General features: G+C 72.5%; 17 protein-coding genes. 10 read left to right on the top strand and 7 right to left on the bottom strand.

Annotated elements, in window-relative coordinates:
* Positions 1-10: 10 nt before the first annotated feature.
* Together DEJ47_RS32535 and DEJ47_RS32530 are read right to left on the bottom strand one after the other, a co-directional pair.
* Positions 11-436, bottom strand: a complete 426-nt coding sequence (locus tag DEJ47_RS32535) for a carboxymuconolactone decarboxylase family protein (RefSeq protein WP_398338399.1) — start codon at positions 434-436, stop codon at positions 11-13.
* Positions 437-505: 69 nt separating this feature from the next.
* Complete coding sequence (locus DEJ47_RS32530) at positions 506-1,582, bottom strand: dihydrodipicolinate reductase (protein ID WP_150174326.1); 1,077 nt, start codon at positions 1,580-1,582, stop codon at positions 506-508.
* A 112-nt stretch (positions 1,583-1,694) separates the two neighbouring features.
* On the opposite strand from DEJ47_RS32530, the gene DEJ47_RS32525 reads away from it, so the two are divergent.
* Positions 1,695-4,517, top strand: coding sequence for a helix-turn-helix transcriptional regulator (locus tag DEJ47_RS32525; protein WP_150174324.1), 2,823 nt, complete (start codon positions 1,695-1,697; stop codon positions 4,515-4,517).
* Here the strand turns inward: DEJ47_RS32525 and DEJ47_RS37170 are convergent.
* Both DEJ47_RS37170 and DEJ47_RS32515 read right to left on the bottom strand, forming a co-directional pair.
* Positions 4,454-5,269, bottom strand: coding sequence for a hypothetical protein (locus DEJ47_RS37170; protein WP_223828578.1), 816 nt, complete (start codon positions 5,267-5,269; stop codon positions 4,454-4,456). The two genes, DEJ47_RS32525 and DEJ47_RS37170, sit on opposite strands and share 64 nt — an antisense overlap.
* A 284-nt stretch (positions 5,270-5,553) precedes the next feature.
* Positions 5,554-6,306 carry a 3-hydroxybutyrate dehydrogenase gene (locus DEJ47_RS32515; RefSeq protein WP_150174320.1) on the bottom strand — a complete coding sequence of 251 codons (753 nt, stop codon included), beginning with the start codon at positions 6,304-6,306 and terminating at the stop codon, positions 5,554-5,556.
* A gap of 275 nt (positions 6,307-6,581) precedes the next feature.
* Between DEJ47_RS32515 and DEJ47_RS32510 the strand changes: the two genes are divergently transcribed.
* The 8 genes from DEJ47_RS32510 (at position 6,582) to DEJ47_RS32475 (ending at position 15,238) form a co-directional block, all read left to right on the top strand.
* On the top strand, positions 6,582-7,112 hold the full coding sequence (locus tag DEJ47_RS32510) for a peptidoglycan-binding domain-containing protein (RefSeq protein WP_150174318.1): 531 nt from the start codon (positions 6,582-6,584) through the stop codon (positions 7,110-7,112).
* Positions 7,113-7,168: 56 nt separating this feature from the next.
* Positions 7,169-7,876 carry a Clp protease N-terminal domain-containing protein gene (locus DEJ47_RS32505; RefSeq protein ID WP_150174316.1) on the top strand — a complete coding sequence of 236 codons (708 nt, stop codon included), beginning with the start codon at positions 7,169-7,171 and terminating at the stop codon, positions 7,874-7,876.
* A gap of 130 nt (positions 7,877-8,006) precedes the next feature.
* The gene (locus DEJ47_RS32500; protein ID WP_223828773.1) at positions 8,007-8,579 is read left to right on the top strand and encodes a TetR/AcrR family transcriptional regulator; all 573 of its coding nucleotides are present in this window, start codon (positions 8,007-8,009) and stop codon (positions 8,577-8,579) included.
* An 87-nt stretch (positions 8,580-8,666) separates the two neighbouring features.
* On the top strand, positions 8,667-9,872 hold the full coding sequence (locus tag DEJ47_RS32495; RefSeq protein ID WP_223828577.1) for a radical SAM protein: 1,206 nt from the start codon (positions 8,667-8,669) through the stop codon (positions 9,870-9,872).
* A gap of 7 nt (positions 9,873-9,879) precedes the next feature.
* Positions 9,880-11,997 carry a DegT/DnrJ/EryC1/StrS family aminotransferase gene (locus DEJ47_RS32490; RefSeq protein WP_150174312.1) on the top strand — a complete coding sequence of 706 codons (2,118 nt, stop codon included), beginning with the start codon at positions 9,880-9,882 and terminating at the stop codon, positions 11,995-11,997.
* On the top strand, positions 11,994-13,202 hold the full coding sequence (locus DEJ47_RS32485; RefSeq protein ID WP_150174310.1) for a hypothetical protein: 1,209 nt from the start codon (positions 11,994-11,996) through the stop codon (positions 13,200-13,202). The genes DEJ47_RS32490 and DEJ47_RS32485 overlap by 4 nt, the downstream gene beginning before the upstream one ends.
* Positions 13,203-13,212: 10 nt before the next feature.
* Positions 13,213-14,328, top strand: a complete 1,116-nt coding sequence (locus DEJ47_RS32480) for a hypothetical protein (protein ID WP_150174308.1) — start codon at positions 13,213-13,215, stop codon at positions 14,326-14,328.
* 49 nt (positions 14,329-14,377) lie between these two features.
* Positions 14,378-15,238 carry a phytanoyl-CoA dioxygenase family protein gene (locus DEJ47_RS32475; RefSeq protein WP_150174306.1) on the top strand — a complete coding sequence of 287 codons (861 nt, stop codon included), beginning with the start codon at positions 14,378-14,380 and terminating at the stop codon, positions 15,236-15,238.
* Between the two features lie 24 nt (positions 15,239-15,262).
* On the opposite strand, the gene DEJ47_RS32470 is transcribed toward DEJ47_RS32475, so the two are convergent.
* Together DEJ47_RS32470 and DEJ47_RS32465 are read right to left on the bottom strand one after the other, a co-directional pair.
* Entirely contained in the window at positions 15,263-16,228 is a 966-nt protein-coding gene (locus DEJ47_RS32470) for a Gfo/Idh/MocA family protein (RefSeq protein ID WP_150174304.1), read from the bottom strand.
* A 41-nt stretch (positions 16,229-16,269) separates the two neighbouring features.
* On the bottom strand, positions 16,270-17,271 hold the full coding sequence (locus DEJ47_RS32465; RefSeq protein WP_150174302.1) for a zinc-dependent alcohol dehydrogenase: 1,002 nt from the start codon (positions 17,269-17,271) through the stop codon (positions 16,270-16,272).
* Positions 17,272-17,531: 260 nt separating this feature from the next.
* Between DEJ47_RS32465 and DEJ47_RS32460 the strand changes: the two genes are divergently transcribed.
* A complete protein-coding gene (locus DEJ47_RS32460) occupies positions 17,532-19,076 on the top strand; it encodes a glycoside hydrolase family 3 protein (RefSeq protein WP_150174300.1) in 1,545 nt (514 codons plus the stop codon).
* Here the strand turns inward: DEJ47_RS32460 and DEJ47_RS32455 are convergent.
* Positions 19,048-21,381, bottom strand: coding sequence for a collagenase (locus tag DEJ47_RS32455; RefSeq protein WP_223828576.1), 2,334 nt, complete (start codon positions 21,379-21,381; stop codon positions 19,048-19,050). The two genes, DEJ47_RS32460 and DEJ47_RS32455, sit on opposite strands and share 29 nt — an antisense overlap.
* Positions 21,382-21,482: the final 101 nt, after the last annotated feature.

Raw genomic sequence — 21,482 nt, 5'->3', positions numbered from 1 at the left:
CCGCACGCGGTCAGGGTTTGGGCAGCACGCACACCGTGTCGAGGCCGAGCACGTGATTGAGCCGGCCGAACGCGAGCCACGACCCGATGCTCATGCTCAGTTCGACGATCTCGGCCTGGCTGTAGTGCGCGGTCATCCGCGCCCAGAACGCGTCGTCCAGGTTGTGATGGTCCAGGGCGTACCGCTCGGCGTACTCCGCGGCCAGCCTCGTGCGGTCGTCGAAGGAGTCGGTGGTGCGCCACTGGGTCACGGCGTCCTCGAACCCCTCCTCGACCTTCTCGCCGTCGCGCTCGGTGCGCCAGTCCAGGCAGAACACGCAGCCGTTGATCTGCGCGACCCGCAGCCGCGCGGCCTCGAACTCACGCAGGCCCAGGGTCGTGTGGGCGTACACCGCGAGGGAGAAGTTGGACGCCGCCGCGCCGATCCCGGGGACCATGTCGCCCCACACGTACGGGATGGCGTCCTCGCCCTCGGGGATGTCGATGCGCAGGGAACCACTCACGGGTCACTTCCTTCCCAATCGGCCGGCTGCCGGTCGCAGCGGGACGTCGAGCGCGTCGTAGAGGCCGGGGTCGGCGTCCACGAGCCAGTCGACGGCGTTCACCAGGCGGCCCACGGCCGTCGCGTTGCCGCCCGCGGAACGGTTCTCGTCCTCGTCGGTGGCCTCGACCGTGACCTCGATGCGCGGGCGGCCCTCGACGATCACGCGGTGGGCGCCGTCGCCGCCGTCGGGCGGGACCGGCCAGTCCGGGGCGCAGGACGGGTGGATGCGGGTGATGTGCTCGACGACGATGCGCGGCTCGCCCCCGACGATGCCCTGCACCTCGAAGCGCACCGCGCCCTGCGTGCCCGCGGCGAACTCCCCCATCGTCCGCGTCCGCACCGTGGCGTCGAGCGCCCGACGGTGCAACGTCTCGCGTATGGCGTCGAGTTGTACGCCGAGGGCGCGCGCCATCAGCCGGATCTGCCCGCCCCACACCATGGTCGGCACGGACGGCGCGAGCATCGGCGGCTCGTACTCCATGGGGTGCCCCATACCGATCAGATGGCGGACCGAGTCCTCCTGGTCATACGTCGAGTAGTCGAAGATCTCCTGGCAGCGGATCGCGTCGACGGTGGAGCCGAGGCCGCTGACCAGCAGCGGCAGGACGTCGTTGCCCCAGCCGGGGTCCACACCGGAGACGAACAGCGAGCCCCCGCCCTCCGCGACGGCCGCGAGGACCGGGTCCCTGAACTCCGGGGGCGCGCCGCGCTGGTCGTAGAGCGGGTACAGCGCGGGCGTCACCACGACGGCCCCGGTCCGCACCGCCCTGACGACGTCGGCGAGTGCCTCGTCGGGGCGCAGGTCGCCTGAGGCCGCGTACACGACGGCCTGCGGCCGGGCGGCGAGCACCGCGTCGACATCGTCGGTGGCGGCCACACCCAACGCCCTGGGCATGTCCGCGAGTTGACCGGCGTCACGGCCCACTTTCTCCGGGCTGTGCACCAGCACGGCCGCGAGTGACAGCTCCGGATGGGCCTCGACGGCGCGCACGGCCGCACGGCCGACGTTGCCGGTGCCCCAGACCACCGTGGGAATCATGCGCGGAGGGTAGCGAGGGGCGTCGACGGTTGACAGAGTCGCGGCCCGACAAGAAGAGATACGTTCCCTTCCGCACCGCTCCGAAGTCGCGTACCGCCGGTACGCTTTATGCATGCTCCTGGGGCGTTCCGCGGAATGCGCTCGTCTTCTCGCCCTCATCGACAAGGCACGCGGGGGCGAGAGCGGCGCCCTGCTCATCCGCGGGGAAGCCGGGATCGGCAAGACCAGCCTCGTGGGTTACGTCGCCGAGCAGGCCGACGACCTGCTGCGGCTCGGCACGCGCGGCGTCGAGGTCGAGTCCGACCTGCCGTACGTGGGCCTCGCCGATCTGCTCCGCCCCGTCCTGCACTTCCTCGACCGCATACCGGAGCGGCAGGGCGCCGCGCTGACCGGCGCGCTCGCGCTCGGGCCCGCCGTCGCCCAGGACCGCTTCGCGGTGGCCGCGGGCACGCTCAGCCTGCTCGGCGCGCTCGCCGAGGAGGGCCCGGTCCTGGTCACCGTCGACGACGCGCAGTGGCTCGACCCGTACTCCCTGGACGCGCTCGCCTTCGCCACCCGCAGGCTCAGCCGCGAGGGCGTCGTCATCCTGTTCACCGCCCGCGACGAACAGGAGGAGGCCTTGTCGCGCCTCGCCTCCGTCGAGACGTTCACCCTCACCGGGCTCGACGCGGAGTCCGCGCACCGGCTGATCGCCGAGAAGGGCACCGCCGAACTCACCGCGCAGGAGGCGGACCGGCTGCTCGCCGAGGCCCGCGGCAACCCCCTCGCCCTGATCGAACTCCCCGCGCTCCTCGCGGGCAGCGGCGCCGGCGACGACGCGGGCGACGGGTCCGGGGCGCCCCTGCCCATCGGCGAGATGCTCGCCCACACCTTCGGCAGCGCGGTGGCCCGGCTGCCCGCCGAGGCGCAGGACGCGATGCTGCTCCTCGCCGTCCTCGGCACGCGCCCCCTGGCGGGCACGGAGGCGGCACTGCGCGCGCACGGCCTCAGTTACGAGTCGCTGGAGGCCGCGGAGGACGCGGGACTCGTCGTCGAGGAACGTGACGGGTACGCGTTCCGGCACCCGCTCGTGCGCTCGGCGGTCTACCACGGGGCGACGCCCGTGCGCAGGCGTCGGGCGCACCACGCCATCGCCCGCTCCCTGCAAGGCGCGACGGCCCCTGCCCTGGAGCAGTACGCGTGGCATCTCGCGGCCTCGGGCGCCGAACCCGACGAGCATGTGGCGTCCCTCCTGGAGAACGCCGCTTCCGGTGCCCCCGACACCCTCGCCTATCCACTGGCCTCGCGGCTGTACGAGCGGGCCGCGCGGTTCACCCCGGAGGGGCAGCGCAAGGCGGAGCGGCTGCTGTGCGCGGCCCGCGCCTCACAGGCCGCGGGCTCGCTGAACGAGGCGGCCGCGATCCTCGACCGCGCCCTGGAACACGCCGAACAGCTCGGCACCCGACTCGACATCCGTCAGCTCCGTTGCTACCTGGACGTACAGCGGGGCCGTCCGACGCGCTCGCGCGAGCTGCTCAGGTCGGCCGTCGACGAGGCGGAGAAGGTCGACCCGTCGCTCGCCGCCGTCATGCTCGGCGGGATCGCGCTCACCGAGCTGGCGGTCGGCGACCTCACCGCGGCCCGCGGCACCTCCGCCGCGGCGATGGAGCTCGCCGACTCCGCGCACGAGACGCTGCTTCCCGTACGTCTGCTGCGCACCCTGGTGCTGCTGCTGGGCGGCGACGCCGAGGCGGGCCGCGCACTCCTGCGCGAGCTGGCCGAGCCCCTCGCCTCCCCCGACCCGGCCTTTCCCTACCCGCTCGCCGGGGTGGGCGGCCTGTGCCACCTCGCCGCCGAGGAACTCGACGAGGCACACGGCATGCTGGACCGCGCCGCGTACACGGCGCGCGGTTCGAGCGCGGTGGGTCTCCTCTCGCACCTCTTGTGCACCCTCTCCGTCGTCGAGTTCTGGCGGGGTCGCTGGACGCCGTCGCTCGCCCACGCCGACGAGGCGGTGCGGCTCGCGGAGGCCAGCGGACAGCTGATCGAGGTGTCGCGCGGGCTCGCGGCCCTGGTCAAGACCGAAGCCGCGCTGAACCGTGAGGAGGACTGCCGGCGGCACGCGGCGAAGGCGATGGAGTGGGCGGGCTCAACGGAGCTGGCGATGGACGCGGCGCGGGCGCTCGGCGGCCTCGGCCTCCTGGAGCTCGGCCTCGGCCGTTTCGAGGAGGCGGTGCACCACCTGGAGGAGGTACGGGCGTTCTCGCAGCGGCACGGGCGGGGCGACGGCCTGTATCTGACGTGGGCGGCGGACCTCGCGGACGCGTACGTCCATCTGCGCAGGACCGACGAGGCGCGGGACGTCCTCGAGGTCCTGGAGTACGAGGCGGGGCGCGGTCACCGACCGGTCACCGCGGGCGCGGCGGCGCGCTGCCGCGGACTCCTGGAACCCGGGGACCCGGAGGCGGCGTCGCGGCACATGCGGCGCTCGCTCGCGCTGCTCTCGGAGCGTCCGGTGCCGTTCGAGCGGGGGCGGACCGAGTTCGCGTGGGGCGAGCAACTGCGCAGGCAGGGCAGGCGCAGTGAGGCGCGGCGCCTCCTGGAACGGGCCCTCGCCACGTTCGAGCGACTCGGGGCGACGGGTTGGGCGGCGCGGGTGGCGGCCGAACTGCACGCGGCGGGCGGCACCGAGGTGCGGCCCGAGCGGGCCCCCCTGGAACGGCTCACCCCGCAGGAACTGCAGGTCGCCCTGGTGGTCGGCAGGGGCCTGACCAACCACGAGGTCGCGGAACGCCTCTTCCTGAGCGTCAAGACCGTCGAGTTCCACCTGAGCAACATCTACCGCAAGCTCGACGGGGTGCACCGCAGGACGCAGCTCGTCCGCCTGCTCGCTCAGGCGTCGGAGGGGCCCGAGACCGCGGGGGTCTCGGGGGGTGCGGGCGTCTCCGGGGCCTGAGAGCCGACGAACCGTACGAGGACGGCCGTGGCGCCGCTGAACTTCATGGCGGACCGTGTCCAGGCCACCGACCTCGGGCCGTCGAGGACCGTGCCGGAGACCTCGTCGCCGCGGCGGGCCGGCGGGTCGTGCAGGAGCAGGACGCAGGGGCGGCGCGTCATGAACTCCTCGTCGACGTGGAAGGCCCGGAACCGTTCACGCCACGCGGCGTCGTTCACTGCGGTTCCTGGGGCTCCGCACCGGGACGTGTAGACGACATCGACACCGGCCGGCAGAGAACGGGCCGAGTCGGGGCGGGAGTGGGGGGGCACGGGGTGTCCTGCGGGGTGTTGGCGGGAGAAGTTCTGGTACGTCCGCAGGCGGACCGGCAGTGCCGAAGGTGGCGGCGGGGCCTGGATGGTGCGGCGGGGGCGCGGGGCGGGCCCCGGCCGCCGCCAAGGGGCGGGGGGCTCGGTTCGCGACGCGGACGCGAGCCGTGGGCGACAAGGGCGTGGGCGGTTCGGCACGCGACCGAACCGCCGGGGCCGTCCCGCCCGCGTCGCGGGCTCGCCACACGCCGTCGTCCGGCGACCCACAGCCTCGACGGCGGCAGTGGAGCTCGCCCGGTCACGGAGACGTTCCGCACCCGAGCGGGGGTGCCGTCGGGCACCCCCGTCCCCCGCCCTCGCGACGGTCGCTCCCCCGATCCTGAGCGGACCACCCGTTCGTACACCCCCGTAGTACGTCCGGTCACCGGATCTCTTGTCCCCCATCGGTGTTTTCAGGTCCGCCGCGGTTCCGCGGCCGTGGGTACACCTTGGCCCCGCGCGCGGGCGAGGGCGACCGTGAAAACCCTGGAGTCCGGGTACGGGGGCCGGGGTGGGCGACCGGGCCCGGCGGGACGGGCGGGGCGGATGGGGCGTACGCCCACACGGTCGGCCACGTCACCGCCACATCGAGCCGGTGGTTCCGCCGTTCAACCACTTGGCCCCGTCGGCGAACCCAGGGTTTTCCTCGGGGGGACGCGGAGACGTCCGGCGAGCTCCGACGAGACGTGTCAGCTCGCTCCCCATCCCCCGTCCACCGGGAGCGAGGCTCCCGTGACGTAACCCGTGTGCGGACCGCACAGCCAGAGCGCGACCTCCGCCACCTCCGCCGGTTCGATGAGGCGTTTGATCGCGGAGCGGTCGAGCAGGACGTCCGAGACGACGTCCCGCGGCGCGATCCCGTGCACGGCGGCCTGGTCCGCGATCTGCCCCTCGACCAGGGGCGTGCGGACGTAACCGGGGTTGACGCAGTTGCTGGTTACCCCGTGCGGGGCGCCTTCCAGGGCGGCCACCTTGCTGAGCCCCTCCAGACCGTGCTTGGCGGCGACGTACGCCGATTTGAACGGGCTCGCCCGCAGTCCGTGCACGCTGGAGATGTTCACGACGCGGCCCCAGCCCTGCCCGTACATGTGCGGCAGACAGTTCCGGAGCAGCAGGAAGGGCGCCGTGACCATGAGCCGCTGAAGCTTCTCGAACCGGCCGGGGTCGAACTCCTCGATGGAGGCCACGTGTTGGGTGCCCGCGCTGTTGACCAGGATGTCGACGGCCGTCGGGAGAGCGGGGATCGCGGCCGCGTCGGTGAGGTCCACCACGTGCGGCACCCCGCCGACCGCGTCGGCCACCGCCTTGGCCGATTCCGCGTCCACGTCGACGACATGGACCAGGGCGCCGCCCGCGGCGAACGCCTCGGCGCAGGCCCGCCCGATGCCGCTCCCGCCGCCGGTCACCAGGACGGACCGGCCGGTGAAGTCTTCGCTCGTCATGCCCGGAACGCTAAGGAGGCGGGGGCGGGTCCTCCCATGGTCGCGGGCACCACAGTGCGGGGACGCGGGGTGTGGGCGGGCGCCGTACGGGCCGTACGCCACCCATCGGGCAGGCCCCTTCATCGCGTACCGCGGGAGTTTGCCCGTCCGCCGTGACTACCGCGGTCGATGGAGCGAAAGGTCAACTCACGGGTTGACGAGGGCGAGCCCGCCCGAGAAGTACGTTCTGCCCGAGCGTTCCGACCGGAGGGGGCGCCGAGAACAGGGGGACATACATGCGACCGCACGACGGAACTCGGATACCGCGCCGTACCGCGACCAGAGCCCTCCTCGGTCTCGGCGTCGCGGCCGGCCTCGCCGCCGGGAGCCTGGCGGGCGCGACGGCGTGTGCCGCAGCGGATGTCTCGCCGGGTGCTGCGGCGGACGGGCAGGGGCCGAAGCCCGCCGCGCCCGGAACCGGCGCCTCAGCCGTCCCGCTCCCGCTCCCGCAGAACAACCTCGGCCTCACCACCGCGGAGGCCAAGAAGGTGCAGGTCTGGCTCGCGGCACACTGGCAGTACACGGGCCCGGTCGACGGCGTGCTCGGAACCAGCAGTTGGGCGGCGTTCCAGCGCTGCCTCAGGGCGAACTGGAACTACTCGGGCCCGATCAACGGGGTCCTGGACACGGCCACGTTGAGGTCGCTGCACAGGATGCTGCAAGCGAACTGGGGACTCACCGGCCCGTTCGACGGGGTCGTCGGCCCCACGTTCCAGGCCGCGTTCAAGCGGTTCGCCAACGGCATCCGACCGACTGTGGTCCTGTGACACCGAAGTGACAACCGCGGGTTGACGCCCCCCAACTGTCAACCTACGGTTGGCACATGACGCCTCCCCCCGTCCGCCTCGACGACCTCATCGAGGCCATCAAGAAGGTCCACACAGACGCTCTCGACCAGCTCTCCGACGCGGTGATCGCCGCCGACCACCTCGGGGACATCGCCGACCACCTCATCGGCCACTTCGTGGACCAGGCGCGCCGCTCCGGCGCCTCCTGGACCGACATCGGCCGGAGCATGGGCGTGACCCGGCAGGCCGCCCAGAAGCGGTTCGTGCCGAAGAAGCAGGCCGGCGAGCCGTCGGACCTGGATCCGAGCCAGGGCTTCAGCCGCTTCACGGAGCGGGCGAAGAGCACACTGATGGCCGCGCACAACGAGGCGAAGGGTGCCGGGCACGACGAGGTCCACACCGGGCATCTGGTCCTGGGCCTGCTCAGCGAGCCGGACGCCCTGGCCGCACGGGCGATCGTCGCGCAGGGCATCTCCCTGGAGGACGTCCGCCACACGGCCGTCGCGTCACTGCCCGCGACGGCCTCTGAGGTCCCGGCGCTCGTTCCCTACTCCGTCGATTCCCGCAAGGTCCTGGAGCTGACGTTCCGGGAGGCCCTGCGCCTCGGGCACAACTACATCGGTACGGAGCACCTGTTGCTGGCCCTCATGGAGCACGAGGACGACACGGGCCCGCTCACGGCCCTCGGTCTCGACAAGACCGCGGCGACCACGTGGATCACCGAGGCGCTCGCCGCGCTCTGACCGCCCGCGCCCCCGGCGCCGAGCCGCCACCCGCCACCCGCCTTCCGCTGCCCCCCCGCCCGAGGCGCGGCCGGAGGCGACGGACACGCGAGCCCGCAGGCGCCGCCGCCTCGCCGGGGCGGTCCGGCGGATCGCCGCCGAGCGAGGTCTGGAGGCGGCGAGCATGCGGGAGATCGCGGCCGAGGCGGGGGTTTCCCTGCGCGTCGTGCAGTACCACTTCGACAGCAAACACCAGCTGCTGATCTCCGCACTGCGTCTGCTCCGCGAGGAGAACGAACGCAGCGCACGCTCCCGCATCCCCGAAGGCCTCACGGACCCCCGCGCGCTGCTCCGCGCCGTACTTGACGAATTTCTGCCTCTTGACGCCCAACGGGCCGTCGCGCTGCGGGTGTTCGCCGCCTATGACGCCCGCAGTCTCACTGAGCCCGCGTTCGCGGCGGCCTTCCGCCACGCCGGGCAGCCCCTGGAGCGACTCGTCGCGGGGCTCATCGCCACGGGCGCGGCGGCGGGTGCCGCGGCCACCGGCCTCGATCCGCGTCACGAGGCGGGTCTCCTGGTGTCGGGCGCCACGGGCCTCGGCATGGACGTCGTCCGCAGCGGACGCACGCCGGACGACGTACGAGCGGCCCTCGATTACCACGTCGAGCGGCTCTTCCAACAGACCGGCGTCCCTGATTCCGCCAACAATTCCCGGGTTGTCTAGACCCATTGACAGCCTTTGTGGCGCTCCCTAATGTCCCGAGAACCGCCAGAAGAACGACACCGCACCTCGATCTCGCGTGGGGGGTTCGTGAACAGCACACCCGGTTCCGGCGACATCAAAATGGCAGCCCCCCAGAATCGTGAAGGCCTGCCCATCGTCAGTCTCGATCAGGCCCACTCACCGCAGAAGGTCCTGGCGCACGGCGAATTGCTGCGGCGTTTCGTGGCGGGCGAGGAGATCAAGCCCGTCCACATGCGGATCGGCATCATGGGCGCCTGCAATATGCGTTGCAATTTCTGCAACTTCCACTCTCCGAACGAGGAGCAGTTCTACGACCTGTTCTCGTTCAAGGATTCGATCGCGACCGACAAGGCGGTGACACTGCTCCGCGAGTTCGCCGCCAACGACGGCCGCGCCGTCACGTTCTGCGGCAGCGGCGAATGCACCATCCACCCCGGCTACGCGGACATCTGCCGGGCCGGCCACGCGGCGGGGCTGCGGATCGGGCTGATCACCAACGGATCGCGCCTCGGCCGCCCCAAGGTCGCCGACTGCGTCGCGGAGACGCACACCTGGGTCCGCATCGGCCTGAACGCCGGCACCGAAGCCACCTTCGACGACATCACACGCGACCGCGAGCAGACGTTCTCGAAGTTCATCGGCTCGGTCGGCAGGCTCCGCGAGAACGCCGTCGACCCGGACTTCCGCATCGGCTTCAACTACGTGATCACCCTGCAGAACTACCGGGAGATCATGGAGGCGGCCCACATCGCCCGCGAGTCCGGCGCGCATTACGTGCGTTTCGAACCCGAGTTCTACAGCGCCCTCGGCCACGAAACCATCGAATCCGTGATGCCGGAGATCTCCGATTCCCTCACCCGCGCCGCCGCCCTCTCCACGGAAGACTTCGAGGTGTCGGTCCCGAAACTCGACCGTGGGCCGATGGACCAGGTGGAAGAGGTAGAGGGCGACTTCGAGCACTGCCACTACAGCCGGTTCGTGACGGCCGTCGGCGCCGACGGGAATCTCTACCCGTGCCCGCAGGTCCACCTCAACAGCCGCTACCTGATCGGCAATGTCGTCGAACAGGGGTACGCGGACGTCCTGGAGGGCGGGCCGCGCGCCGAATGGGAGGCGTCCAACCCGCGCAGGACCGACCTGTGCAAGTCGTGCTTCTACCGCCCCCAGAACGAGCTCCTCGAACTCCTCAAACGCGGTCAGGTCAAACTCGACGACGCGCTGGACGCCTACGCGCTGGAAGTGCCGAGCACCCTGCACGGCGACTTCGTCTGAGCCGCACATGCAACTACGCCACCTACGTCGGCTCCTCGCCACCGAGCCGACCCTGCGGCACACCAGGATCGGCGTGCGTGCCGTCGTCGAGCGGCTGGCCCGTGTCGAACGGGCCCCGCTCGCCGTCGCCGACAGCACGGCGTCGGTACGCGAAGGACTGCACCACGAGCGTCTCGTGCTCCGCTCCCCCGTACGCGGCTCCTTCGACGGCACACTCCTCGCCCCGTCCGACGCGGCACCCGGACCGAATGCGACGCCCCGACCCGCCGTCCTCGTCCTCGGCGGCAGGAACGCCCGCCTGGACCAGCTCACCGGAGACGTCCCGCCGGACCACCCCGACCGCAACGTCGCCGAACAGCTGGCGCGGGCCGGTTTCGTCACGCTCGCCTTCGACCACGGCATCGGCGGCGGCCTGGACGCCGGACGCAGGGCGGGGCGGGACGAGGGGACACTGCTGGCCCACGCGTTCGCGCTCACCGGCCGCTCCCTGCTCGGCGCCCTCACCGGCGACGCCCTGGGCGCCCTCGACGTTCTCGCCGCCCACCCGCGCGTCGACCCGCTCCGCATCGGCCTCTTCGGCCACAGTCTCGGCGCGGCCGTCGCCCTGCACACGGCGCTGCTCTCCGGACGCCGGGACCTCCCGCTCTGCGCGGCCGGCCACATCGGCACGTACCCGGCCCTGTTCGAGCGGCTGCTGACCGGCCACGAGGGCGCGGTGCTCCCCGGCATCCTGGAGTACGCCGACCTGCCCGACCTGTACGGCGGCCTCGCCCCGGCCCCGCTCCAGCTGCAATACGGCACCGCTGACTCCTACTTGGACCCCGACGACGCGCGCGCCGCCGCCGACGCGGTCCGCGAGACGTACGCGAGCACCGGCGCCGAGGCCGAGGTCCACGCGCTGGACATGGGACACGGCACCCACGTCGGCCACGCGGCGGACTTCTTCACCCGCACGCTCACCGTGACCCGCCACCGGCAACACACCGACCCCCAAGTGCCCGCCCAGCGCATCCACTTCGAGGTCGACGAGCGCCGCACCGTGCTGGACCGCGTCGACGCCGCGCTCTCCTCCGGCGTCCTCACGCAGGGCCCGCAAGTGGCCCGCTTCGAGGAGCTGGCCCGTCCGTGGACCGGCACGGGAACCGCCGCGGTCGCGTCGGGCTCGGCGGCGCTGGAGATCGCGCTGCGCATCATCGGCGTGGCGGGCCGCACGGTGCTCGTACCGGTCAACACGTTCTTCGCGACGGCTGCCTCGGCCGTGCGCGCCGGGGCGTCCGTGCGCTTCGTCGACATCGAGCTCGACGGTCTCGGCATGGACCCGGACGCCCTGCGCGCCGCCCTCGAACGGCACCCCGACACCGCCGCCGTGCTGCCCGTCCACATCGGCGGCATCGTCTCGCCCTCCCTCGACCCGGCGCTCGACCTCTGCCGTCGGCGGGGCATCCCCGTCGTGGAGGACGCGGCGCACGCCTTCGGTGCCACGCTCGACGGGCGCCCCGCGGGGAGCTTCGGGCGGTTCGGCGCGTTCTCGTTCTACCCCACGAAGGTCGCGGTGAGCGGCGAGGGAGGTCTGCTGTCGGCCGGGTCGGCGGACGACCTGGAACAGGTGCGGCGGTGGCGCGACCACGGCAAGAGCGCCCAGGGCTCCACACTGCACGACCGGCCAGGCGGCAACTGGCGGCTGAGCGAACTGCACGCGGCCGTCGGCACGGTGGACCTGGAGCGTTTCTCCGGCACGCTGGCCGCGCGCCGGGCGCTCGCCGCCCGCTACGACGTGCTGCTCGCGGACGTCCCGGGCATCCGCCCGCACGCCGTGCCCGCGGCAGCCGACAGCAACTACTACAAGTACCTGGCCTACCTGGACCCCGAAGGGCCGCTGGACCGGCCGCTCCTGAAGAAGCTCCTGCGGGAGCGGCACGGTGTGGCGCTGGCCGGAGAGGTCTACGACCACTTGCTGTGCGACCACCCGCAGTTCGCGTCCCGGCGACACCTCGACTCTGCGGACGGGCCGTTCGAGCGTGCCCGATGGTTCGCGCGGCACCACGTCGCCCTGCCGCTGTATCCGTCCCTCACGGAGACCGAACAGGTCCGGGTGGTCACCGCACTCCGCAGCGAGCTGCCGTGACGGCAGGAGACTCCGCGACAGAGACGATCTCCGCCTTCCGCAGAGGGGAATGGCACACCTCCCTCGACCGGACGCACCTGCCCGGCCCGGCAGGACGGGAGCTCGCGCTGGTGCCGGAGATCGTCGCCCACGCCGACCGGCGCTGGTGGGACCGTGCTCTGCCCGCCCTGCCCCTCCTCACCGGGCGCCGTGAACTCCTGCTCACCGCTCTGGAGTTGTTCGACAGCGGCACCCTCACCGTCGGGGGCCTCGGTGAACAGAGCGGCGAGGCGTTCCGCTCGGCGCTGTGGGAGAGCGCGGGGCTGCCGGGTCCTCTGGTGGACCGGTGGTGCGCGATGCTGCGGGACGGCGTCCTGAAGAAGGACGACGCCCCCGAGCCCGACGACGCGCTCGCCCTGGTCGCGCTGCCCGGCAACACCTTCACCTGTCTGGACGCGGTCTGCGACCAGGCCGAGCGCTCGGCGGGGGTGTGGCTGCGCCCGAGCCGCCGCGAACCGCTCTCCGCGGCCCGCCTCGTCGCCGCCCTCCTCGCGGCCGGCTGGCCCCGGGCCCGCCTCGGCTTCTACCCCGGCGAACAGCGTTTCCTGCACGGCCTGTTACGGCTCACCGACCGGCACGTCGTCTTCGGCGGCACCGGACTCGCCACCTCCGTCCGCTCCTCCCCCGCGCTCACCCTGCACGGCCCGGGGCGCGGCTGCGCGCTCGTGCCGCCCGACATGCCGACGGACGACGCCGTGGCCTGGCTGCTGCCGCTGATCGCGGCGGACTCCGGGCGCTTCTGCAGCAACGTACGGACCGTCGTCTGCGAGAAGCCCGACGCCGCCGCGGCCCTGGCGCAGCGCCTCGCCGCCGCCCTCGACGCGCTGCCCCCGGACGGGCCGATGCCGCTGACCGCCTTCCGCGAGCCGGGCGCGGCACAGCGCGCGACGCACGGCGTCCGTGACCGCCTCCGCCCCGGCGACCGCATCCTGACCCGCAGGCCGCCCGTGCTCCGCACCGCGGCCGACGACGTGTACGCGCTGCCCCACCTCGTCCTCCTGGACGGCCCGGTGACGTCGTACGCGCGCGACACCGACACCCCGGCGTCCCATCCGCTGATCGGCCATGAAACCCCCTTCCCCTTCGCCGCCGTCCTGAGCGCCTCCCCCGGTGCCGCGGACGCCATCGCCGCCGACTCCCTGTTCGTGTACCGCCCAGCGAAGTGAGGCCCCCCGCATGAACACCGCCTTCGCCGCCCTGCCCGACAGGCTGCGCGAGCGCGTCCCGGAGCTCGGCATCGGCCTCGACACATGGACGCGCCGCATGATGCGCTGGCACTTCGACGCGGAGACCGGCAGCCCCTTCTGGGTCGCGCGACGCGGAAAGCTCGGCTTCGATCCGGTCGAGGACATCGGCGGCTTCGCCGACCTGGACCGCTTCGGCCTCTTCGACAAGGCCGAGCTGCGCGCCGCGAACGCCCGCGACCTGCTCCCGCGCGGCTACCGCGACCGGCCCTTCCGGGTCTTCGAGACGGGCGGCACCACGGGCCCGCCCTGCCGGATCGTCAACGTCACCCGCCTCGCGTACGACGTGGAGATCTACCGCACCGTGCTAGAGGCGCGCGGGGTGGCGGGCGGCGACATCCTCGCGATGACGCCGAGCGGTCCGCACGCGTACGGGCACTTCGTGGAGGGCCTCGCGGACAGCTGGCGCGGCGCCGTCCACGCCATCGACTTCGATCCGCGCTGGGTGAAGGCGGCGCTGCGCGCGGGGGGCGAGGCCGACGGCTACACCGCGCACCTGGTCGACCAGACCCTCGCGCTGCTCGCCGCAGAGCGCCCGTCGCTGCTCTTCACGACCTCCCGGCTCCTCGTCGAGCTCGCGATGCGGCTGCCCCGGCCCCTGCACACGTACGGCATCCGCGCGGTCTGCACCGGCGGCACCTCGTGCACCGCCGCCGAGGCCGCGTTCCTGCGCGAGGAACATCTGGTGGACGTCGAGTGGATCGACACGTACGGGAACACACTGGTCGGCCATGCCCTGCAAGCCGATCCCGTGGCGGGCGCCCCCACCGGGGCGGGCGGCACCGGGCACTCCTATCACCTGCCGCCGCCCTTCGCGGTCCTGAAGGTCGTCGACGACTCCGACCCGTGGCGCGAGGTCGAGGTCGGGCAGCGGGGCCGGGTGCGCGCCACGACACTCCTGGAGGACCTGTTCCTGCCGAACCTCCTGGAGCGGGACAGCGCGGTCAGGACCGGGCCGCATCCGTGGTTCCCCTGGGACGGGGTGGCCGCCGTGCGGCCCTTCGTGGAGCCCGGGACCGCCGACGAGGCGGTGGAAGGCGTCTACTGACCGGGCCGCAGGCCGGTCCACCGACCCGAAGGATCGAGGGACACGCATCGTGAACCTGTCGTCGAACGGCGTACCGATACCTTTCACGCCGGAGCTCTTCGGCCCGCTGCGCGGCAGTGCGGACCTGCTCGGGACGAGGGACGCCGGCGCGCTGCGGGAGCGGCTGCACGCGGACGGCTACCTGTACCTGCCGGGGCTGCTCGACCGCGCGGAGGTGCTGCGGCTCCGCGGCCGGTACTTCTCGCTCTTCCCGCCGGGCCTTCTGGCGCCGGGCAGTCCGCCCGAGGACGGCGTGTTCTCGGGCCGCGTGCCCGAGGGCGTGCCGGAGTACGGCGTGGTGGGGCATCCGGCGTACGCGTTCGTCCGCTCGGAGCCCTTCGCCCAGTTCGTGGCGAACCCGGTCCTGTCCGAGCTGGCCGGTCAACTCCTCGACGCCAAGGCGGAGATGCTGCCGCGTCGCATCCTGCGCCACTTCCACCGCGGCACCCGCCGCGCCTCCCGCGCCCACGTCGACCTCGACTACATGGACGAGGGGTCGCCACGCGTCGTCACCTTCTGGATCCCGGTCGGCGACTGCCCTCCGCCCACCGGCGCCCTGGTCTATCTGGAGGGCTCCCACCGGCTGCCGTCCGCGGAGTACGCCCCGCTGCGCGACATCACCGACCGGCCGGGCGACCGGCGGCAGATCTGCCACGACCTGGAGCTGACCGCCCGCACGCTCGGTCGCCGCTGGCTGTACGCGGACTTCGCGGCGGGCGACGTGATGGTGCACCTGCCGCGCATCATCCACGCGTCCCTGGACACGACGACGGACACGATGCGGCTCTCCGTGGACACGCGTTTCGTGCGCTCCGACGACAGCCCGGACCCGCGCTGGCTCCGCCCCTGGTCGGCCGATGACGGGGCGTGATCCGCCGCACCCCGCACGCTTTCCTCACCCCCCTGTCCGCACCGGGCGTCCGCCCGCCGCGTCCGACCGCTCCGCCGCCACGATCACGTCGTCGACGAGGCGCCCCTCCGCCACCGGGCACACCGGCTCCCGCCCCGCCGCCACGGCGGCCGCGAAGTCGGCGAGCAGGGGCTGGTGAGGGTTGGCGGGCGGTGGCAGCAGGAGCGGAGGGTGCGGGGGTGCGTCGATACGGCCCGCGTCGAGCGGTGCCAACGTCAGGGTCCGTTCACCGCCCGTGAGCCGGAAGCGGTCCACGGGTGGGCCGCTGCCCCACTCCACGAGGCAGTGCGCCCGCAGTCCGGAGCGCCAATTCAAGGTGAGTTCGGCGCGTCGTTCCGCGCCGCGCGGAAAGCGGTCGCCGAGCCGGGCCGTCAGCTCGTACGGCCGCCCGAACAGATGGAGCAGCAGGTCGATCCGGTGGCTTCCCGCGTCCGCGAGGACCCCGCCGCCGGACAGGGCGGGGTCGGTGCGCCAGCGCATCGGGTCGTCGGGGCCCGGCGCGAAGGCGCACCGGAAGTGCACATCGACCAGGTCGGGCGTCCAGCCGTCGAGCTCCTCGCGCAGCCGTCGTACGGCGGGCGCGAGCCTGCGGTAGTAGGCGACTCCCGCGCACCGCCCCGCCGTGTCGAGCGCGCCCCCGGTGTCGAGGCCGCCCGCGAGCGGCTTCTCGATCAGGACGGGCAGGCCCGCGTCCAGGACGGCACGGGCGAGCGGCACATGGCGTACGACGGGCGTGGCGATGTAGACGGCGTCGACGCCGGTCAGCAGTACGTCGACGTCGGCGCCGGATCTGGCGACGCCGTGGCGCTCGGCGGTGCGTGCGGCGCGGTGCGGGTCGCGGCCCCAGAGGGCCGCGGGTTGCTCGCCGAGGGCGTGCAGGGCGGGCAGGACGCGGCGGGTCACGATGTCGCCGTATCCGGCGATGCCCCATTTCACGATGGTGGTCCCCACTTCACGACGGTGTCCCCCACGTCACGACGGCTCTCCCGCTCTCAGGGCACGATCGCGACCTTGAGGGTCTCGGGCGGCGGGCCGTCGTAGGGGGCCTGTTCGGCGTCGGGGTAGAGGGCGCGGCTGGCGGAGAGCTGCTCCATGGCCTTGGGCAGCTCGTCGAGGGGGTACGTGTGCGTGTGGAGGTCGGGCAGGCGCAGGGCGTCGGTGCGGCGGTGGGCGAGGCGTTCGGCGACGGCGAGGGCTTCGGCGCGCGCCGTGTCGAGGGGTTCCGCGGAGCTGTGCACCCGCAGACCTTTGCGTTCCCAGGTGACGAGGTCGACGGTGACGTGCGTGTCGACATGGTGCGTGCCGAGGAGGACGACGAGGCCGTTCTGGCGTACGAGTCCCACGCAGGCGTTGAGGGTCGTGGGTGTGCCGACGGCGTCGACGGCGACGTCGAAGTCGGCGCCGACGGCGGCGAGTTGTCCGGCGCTGCCGTCCACGCGTCGCACCGCGTCCGCGCCCGCCGCCGAGGACCGTTCGAGCCGCCAGTCGTCGAGGTCGACGGCGACGACCTCGGCCGCGCCGCGCGCCACCGCGACCCGGAGCGCCATCTGCCCGACGGGACCCTGTCCGACGATCACGACGCGGTCGCCGAGCCGCACGCCGCGCGTGGCGTGGACCGCGAGCGGAAGGAGTTGCAGGAGCGCGCCCTGCTCGAACGGCACGGCGTCGGGCAGGGCGCCCACGGAGATCTCGCGGGCCAGCGCGAACTCGGCGTATCCGGTGGTGAGCGGGGTGCGCACGAACACGCGCTGTCCGGGCACCACACGCTGCACTCCTGCCCCTGTCGCCTCGACCACCCCGGCGATCTCGTGGCCGAAACAGCTTTGGGAGCAGTGCTCGCGCAGCCCGTAGTAGTGGAAATAGGCGAGGTCGCTGCGGTTGCAGACCGTGCAGGCCCGCACGCGGACCAGGACCTCCGAAGGTCCGGGTTCCGGCACCGCCACGTCGGTGACCAGCCGGATGTCGCGCCTGCCGACGAGTTCGTACCTGCGCATGACGTGCTCCTCTCAGCGGATGCGACCTGCGGAAGTCCCAAGGATTCCCCAACTCGCGCGTCCTCATGGTGGATTCGCCCGGCTCGACCGGTTCCGCCTCCTTGACAGCCCGGTTTGGTACGAGCCAATATCCACTATCCGATTGGCCTGGACCAATCAGCAGGAGCCCCGCCGCACACCCTGTGCACACGCGCACCTCGTGCACCGCACGTCCCTCATATGTACCCACCGTATGTACCCGCAACTTCGGAGGTCGCGCCATGGCACCGAGCAGTGACCCGACTCTGGAGCACCTCGCACACTCCGTGCTGCAGCCCGGCTTCGAAGGCACCACGGCCCCCGCATGGCTGCGCCGCAGGATCGCCGAGGGTCTGGGCTCCGTCGTCCTGTTCGCGCGGAACATCGAGACGCCCGAGCAGGTCGCCCGGCTCACCGCGGACCTGCGCGCGGAGAACCCGGACCTCATCGTCGCCATCGACGAGGAGGCGGGCGACGTGACCCGCCTGGAGGCGTGGACCGGCTCGTCCCGCCCCGGCAATCTCGCCCTCGGCGCCGTCGACGACATCGACCTGACCGAGCGGGTGGCGCACGACATCGGCCGCGATCTGCACGCCGCCGGCGTCACGCTCAACTTCGCGCCGAGCGCCGACGTGAACTCCAACCCGCTCAACCCGGTGATCGGCGTACGCTCCTTCGGCTCGCGCACCGATGTCGTCTCCCGCCACACGGCCGCCTGGATCCGCGGCCTCCAGGAGGCGGGCGTCGCCGCCTGCGCCAAGCACTTTCCCGGCCACGGCGACACGGTCGTCGACTCGCACTACGGCCTCCCCCAGGTGAAGGGCTCCGCCGAGGAGATCGCGCTGACCGCGCTGCCGCCGTTCATCGCGGCGATGGAGGCGGGCGTACGCGCCGTCATGACCGCCCACCTCCTGGCCCCCGCCTACGACCCGGACCTGCCCGCGACCCTCAGCCACCGCATCCTGGTGGAACTGCTGCGCGGGGAGCTGCATTTCGACGGCCTCCTGGTCACCGACGGCATCGAGATGGGTGCGGTCACCGACCGGTACGGCATCGACGGCGCGACCGTCAAGGCCGTGGCGGGCGGTGTGGACGCGGTGTGCGTGGGCGGCGAGAGTGCCGACGAGGCCACGTTCGACCTGCTGTCGACGGCGCTGGTGAAGGCGGTCCTCGACGGCACGCTGCCCGAGGCGCGCCTCGTCGAAGCGAGCACGCGCGTACGGGAGTTCGCGGCCTGGTCAGGCGCACGGTCCCGTGCCGTGGACCGTGCGTCGGGTCCCACGGACATCGGCCTGGTCGCCGCCCGCCGTGCCGTGCGCGTGCACCACCGCACCGGCACGGCGAACGCGTCGCTTCCCGTCGTCGGCGTACCGCACGTCGTGGAGCTGTCCCCCACGATGAACCTGGCCATCGACGGCCACACTCCGTGGGGCGTCGCCGAACCGCTGCGGGACCTTCGCCCCGGCACGACGTCCGTACGCCTCACGGAGCCCGACCTCACCCACGCGGGCGACCTCCTGGACCGCGAGGTGCTGTCCCCGGCGACGGGCCGTGCCCTGGTGGTCGTGGTCCGTGACGCGGCCCGGCACCGCTGGATGACCGACACCCTCAACCGCATCCTGCGGTGCCGCCCCGACGCCCTGGTCGTGGAGATGGGTGTTCCGGGGGGTGACGCGCTCGGCGCCACCCGCCTGATCACCCACGGCGCGACCCGTGTGTCGGGCATCGCGGCGGCGGAACTGCTCGCGGGCGGGGGTCTCACCCCTTCAGCGGCCCCTCGCAGCTGAAGTCCGCGCTGCCGGCGCGCCCGTCGGACCAGATGTCGACCTCGCCGAACGAGCAGTTCATGTCGGCCAGGTTGTTGTCGCCCGCCGTGGACCGTTCGAGCAGGAAGTAGTCCACGGTCTCCGACATGTCCTTGAACACGGCGTCGGGGTTCCCGGACGCACCGAGGTTCGCGGTGATGCGGCCCGTGCAGGTGTACCTGGGCCGCTCCGGCGCGCCGTTGGAGCGGCAGTCGGGCGTGATGCCGGTGGTCGCCTTGATCGAGGCACGGACCTGCTCGGCGGTGGTGTCGCGGAGCTCGGCGACCGGTACGTACGTCGTGTCGGGCACGAAGAGGTCGTCGACGTGCGCGATCTGCTTGTCGAGGAAGGCGTCGTACTGGCTCTGCAGACCGCTGTCCTTGCCGAGCCGGTCGCGCCAGGCGTCGAAGCGCGCCGGGTCGTCGGACCGCAGGTGGCCGTACATCTCCTTGATCAGCGCGGGGCGTTCGGTCCACAGGAACTCGAAGAACGTGCCCGCGTAGTCGTAGAACCGGAAGCCGTCGCCGTCGTACGTGGCGTGCAGGAGCTGGTCGACGGTCATCCGCGGGCCGCCGTCGGCGGTGTCGTCGATGATGCCCTGGACCAGTGACTTGCGGACCTTGATGCCGTCGTCGCGGGTGGCGCCGTCGAAGAACTCGGCGGTGCCCTCGTCCATGGCGGTGGTCCGGTCGCCCTGGTACCACGGCCCCTCGCCGAAGAAGCCGGGGACGGCCCAGCGGCCGTTGAGGTAGTGCGTGTACTCGTGCCGGAAGAGCTCCTCCAGCGTCAGCGTGGAGTCCTGGGGGACGCGCCGCTGGTAGGTGTAGAAGGTCGCGCCGCGCTCGATGTAGACGCCGCCGTTGTTCGTGTCCATTCCGGTGAGCAGCGGGTGGTAGTTCTCGTAGTCGGCGCGCGAGGCGTAGAGGACCGTCGTCAGGGTGGTGTTGGGGTCGCCCTTGAGCGGCTCCTCGGTGCCGACGACCCGGTGGAACTGTGCCTTCACCTGCTTGCTCGCGTAGTAGAGCTGGTCGACGGTGCCCCGGTCGAGCGCCGTGCGGACCTTCATGGCGCCCTTGTCGTACGTATAGGTCTGCGGAAAGACGCGGCGCTCGATGTCGGCCTTGCACACCTTGTACGGCGCGCAGGCGTCGAACTCGTTCAGCCAGGTCGCGACCTTCGCCCAAGGGGCGCTTCCCTCGCCGAAGTTGCGGACGACGACGTCCACGAGGCCACCGAGCCCGGAGACGATCTCATTCCTGAGCCCGTCGATCTGCCCGAACCGGCCGTACTCGCTCAGCGCGTCGCGCACCACCCACGCGTTGGCGGTGCCCTTGAGGTGGGTGTACCCGGCGAAGGCCTTGAAGGCGGCGCGGTAGGACGGGTCGGCCTTCACCGCGGCGTGGAAGGCGGCGTCCCGGTTGCCGGGGTACACGCCGAGGTAGCTCAGGGAGAGCGCGGCGAGCGCGGAGCCCGCCCACGCGGTGTCCTTCGCGGTGCCGGGGTGCTTGGCGTCCATGGTGGCCAGCACGCGCTTGATCAACGGGAGTTGGTGCTGCCGCAGGCCGGGCGCGCTCGCGGCGTAGAGCGCCTCGCGCAGCGACTCGGCGTTGCTGCGGGTCACGTCGAAGGTGCGGGGCGCGGAGCCGAAGGCGTCGACGGCGCGCCGCATGGCGTCCACGGTCGGCGCGTCGGTGACGTCGATCTCGTCGTGCGAGAAGTCCTGGTAGGCGACGGCGTGGAGGTACGTGAGCATCTCCAGGATGTTGCTGCTGTTCTTGCCGTCGTGTGCGGCCGCGAGTCCGGCGATGCGGCGGGAGACGGTCTGGACGTGCGCGTCCGACATGAGAGGGGCGAGCCGCGCGTCCCACGTCCAGACGAGGGTGCGGAGACAGCCGTCCGCGGTGACGGCGGGGTCGGCGAGGAAGTCGGCGAACCGGTCGGGCGAGAGTCCGGTGACGCCGTCGAGGGTGCAGGGCACGGCCTTCGCGGAGCCCGTGTCGGGCTCCGCTTTCGGCTCGGGCGTGCGGGGGCCGGGGATGCGGCCGTCCTTGAGGCCGCCGGGCGCCGGGAGCTGGTGGGCGCCCGGCTTCGGGGCCTTCGCGCGGCGGTCGACCACGTCGTGCGGGTTCGGGGCGGCCGGCGCCGCGATGGTGCGGGCTTTCCCCGTGGCGGGGGTGGACTCGGCGGCGTGTCCGAGCTGGACGGCCGAGGCGCAGAGGGTCGCCGCTATCGCGCCGGCGAGCACGGATCTGCGCAGGGTGCGTAGACGTACCTGGGACTGGGACACCGATGGCTCCTGTGTGGGAGGTGGGGGCGTGAGGTGCTGCCACTGCGTCATGTGATGCGTAACGTAGTAATGTGATATTGCACTGACAACCCCTCAGGAGC

The organism is Streptomyces venezuelae, assembly GCF_008642355.1.
Lineage (GTDB): Bacteria > Actinomycetota > Actinomycetes > Streptomycetales > Streptomycetaceae > Streptomyces > Streptomyces venezuelae_B.
The sequence above is the reverse complement of the archived record's forward strand: the minus strand, read 5'-3'. Positions and strand labels throughout refer to the sequence as shown.

Coding starts and splice junctions, on each gene's coding strand:
- DEJ47_RS32465 (WP_150174302.1), bottom strand. CDS start 17,271: ATGCGCAGGTACGAACTCGTCGGCAGGCGCGACATCCGGCTGGTCACC.
- DEJ47_RS32480 (WP_150174308.1), top strand. CDS start 13,213: ATGAACACCGCCTTCGCCGCCCTGCCCGACAGGCTGCGCGAGCGCGTC.
- DEJ47_RS32535 (WP_398338399.1), bottom strand. CDS start 436: ATGGTCCCCGGGATCGGCGCGGCGGCGTCCAACTTCTCCCTCGCGGTG.
- DEJ47_RS32525 (WP_150174324.1), top strand. CDS start 1,695: ATGCTCCTGGGGCGTTCCGCGGAATGCGCTCGTCTTCTCGCCCTCATC.
- DEJ47_RS32515 (WP_150174320.1), bottom strand. CDS start 6,306: ATGACGAGCGAAGACTTCACCGGCCGGTCCGTCCTGGTGACCGGCGGC.
- DEJ47_RS32490 (WP_150174312.1), top strand. CDS start 9,880: ATGCAACTACGCCACCTACGTCGGCTCCTCGCCACCGAGCCGACCCTG.
- DEJ47_RS32530 (WP_150174326.1), bottom strand. CDS start 1,582: ATGATTCCCACGGTGGTCTGGGGCACCGGCAACGTCGGCCGTGCGGCC.
- DEJ47_RS32460 (WP_150174300.1), top strand. CDS start 17,532: ATGGCACCGAGCAGTGACCCGACTCTGGAGCACCTCGCACACTCCGTG.
- DEJ47_RS32505 (WP_150174316.1), top strand. CDS start 7,169: ATGACGCCTCCCCCCGTCCGCCTCGACGACCTCATCGAGGCCATCAAG.
- DEJ47_RS32510 (WP_150174318.1), top strand. CDS start 6,582: ATGCGACCGCACGACGGAACTCGGATACCGCGCCGTACCGCGACCAGA.
- DEJ47_RS37170 (WP_223828578.1), bottom strand. CDS start 5,269: ATGGGGGACAAGAGATCCGGTGACCGGACGTACTACGGGGGTGTACGA.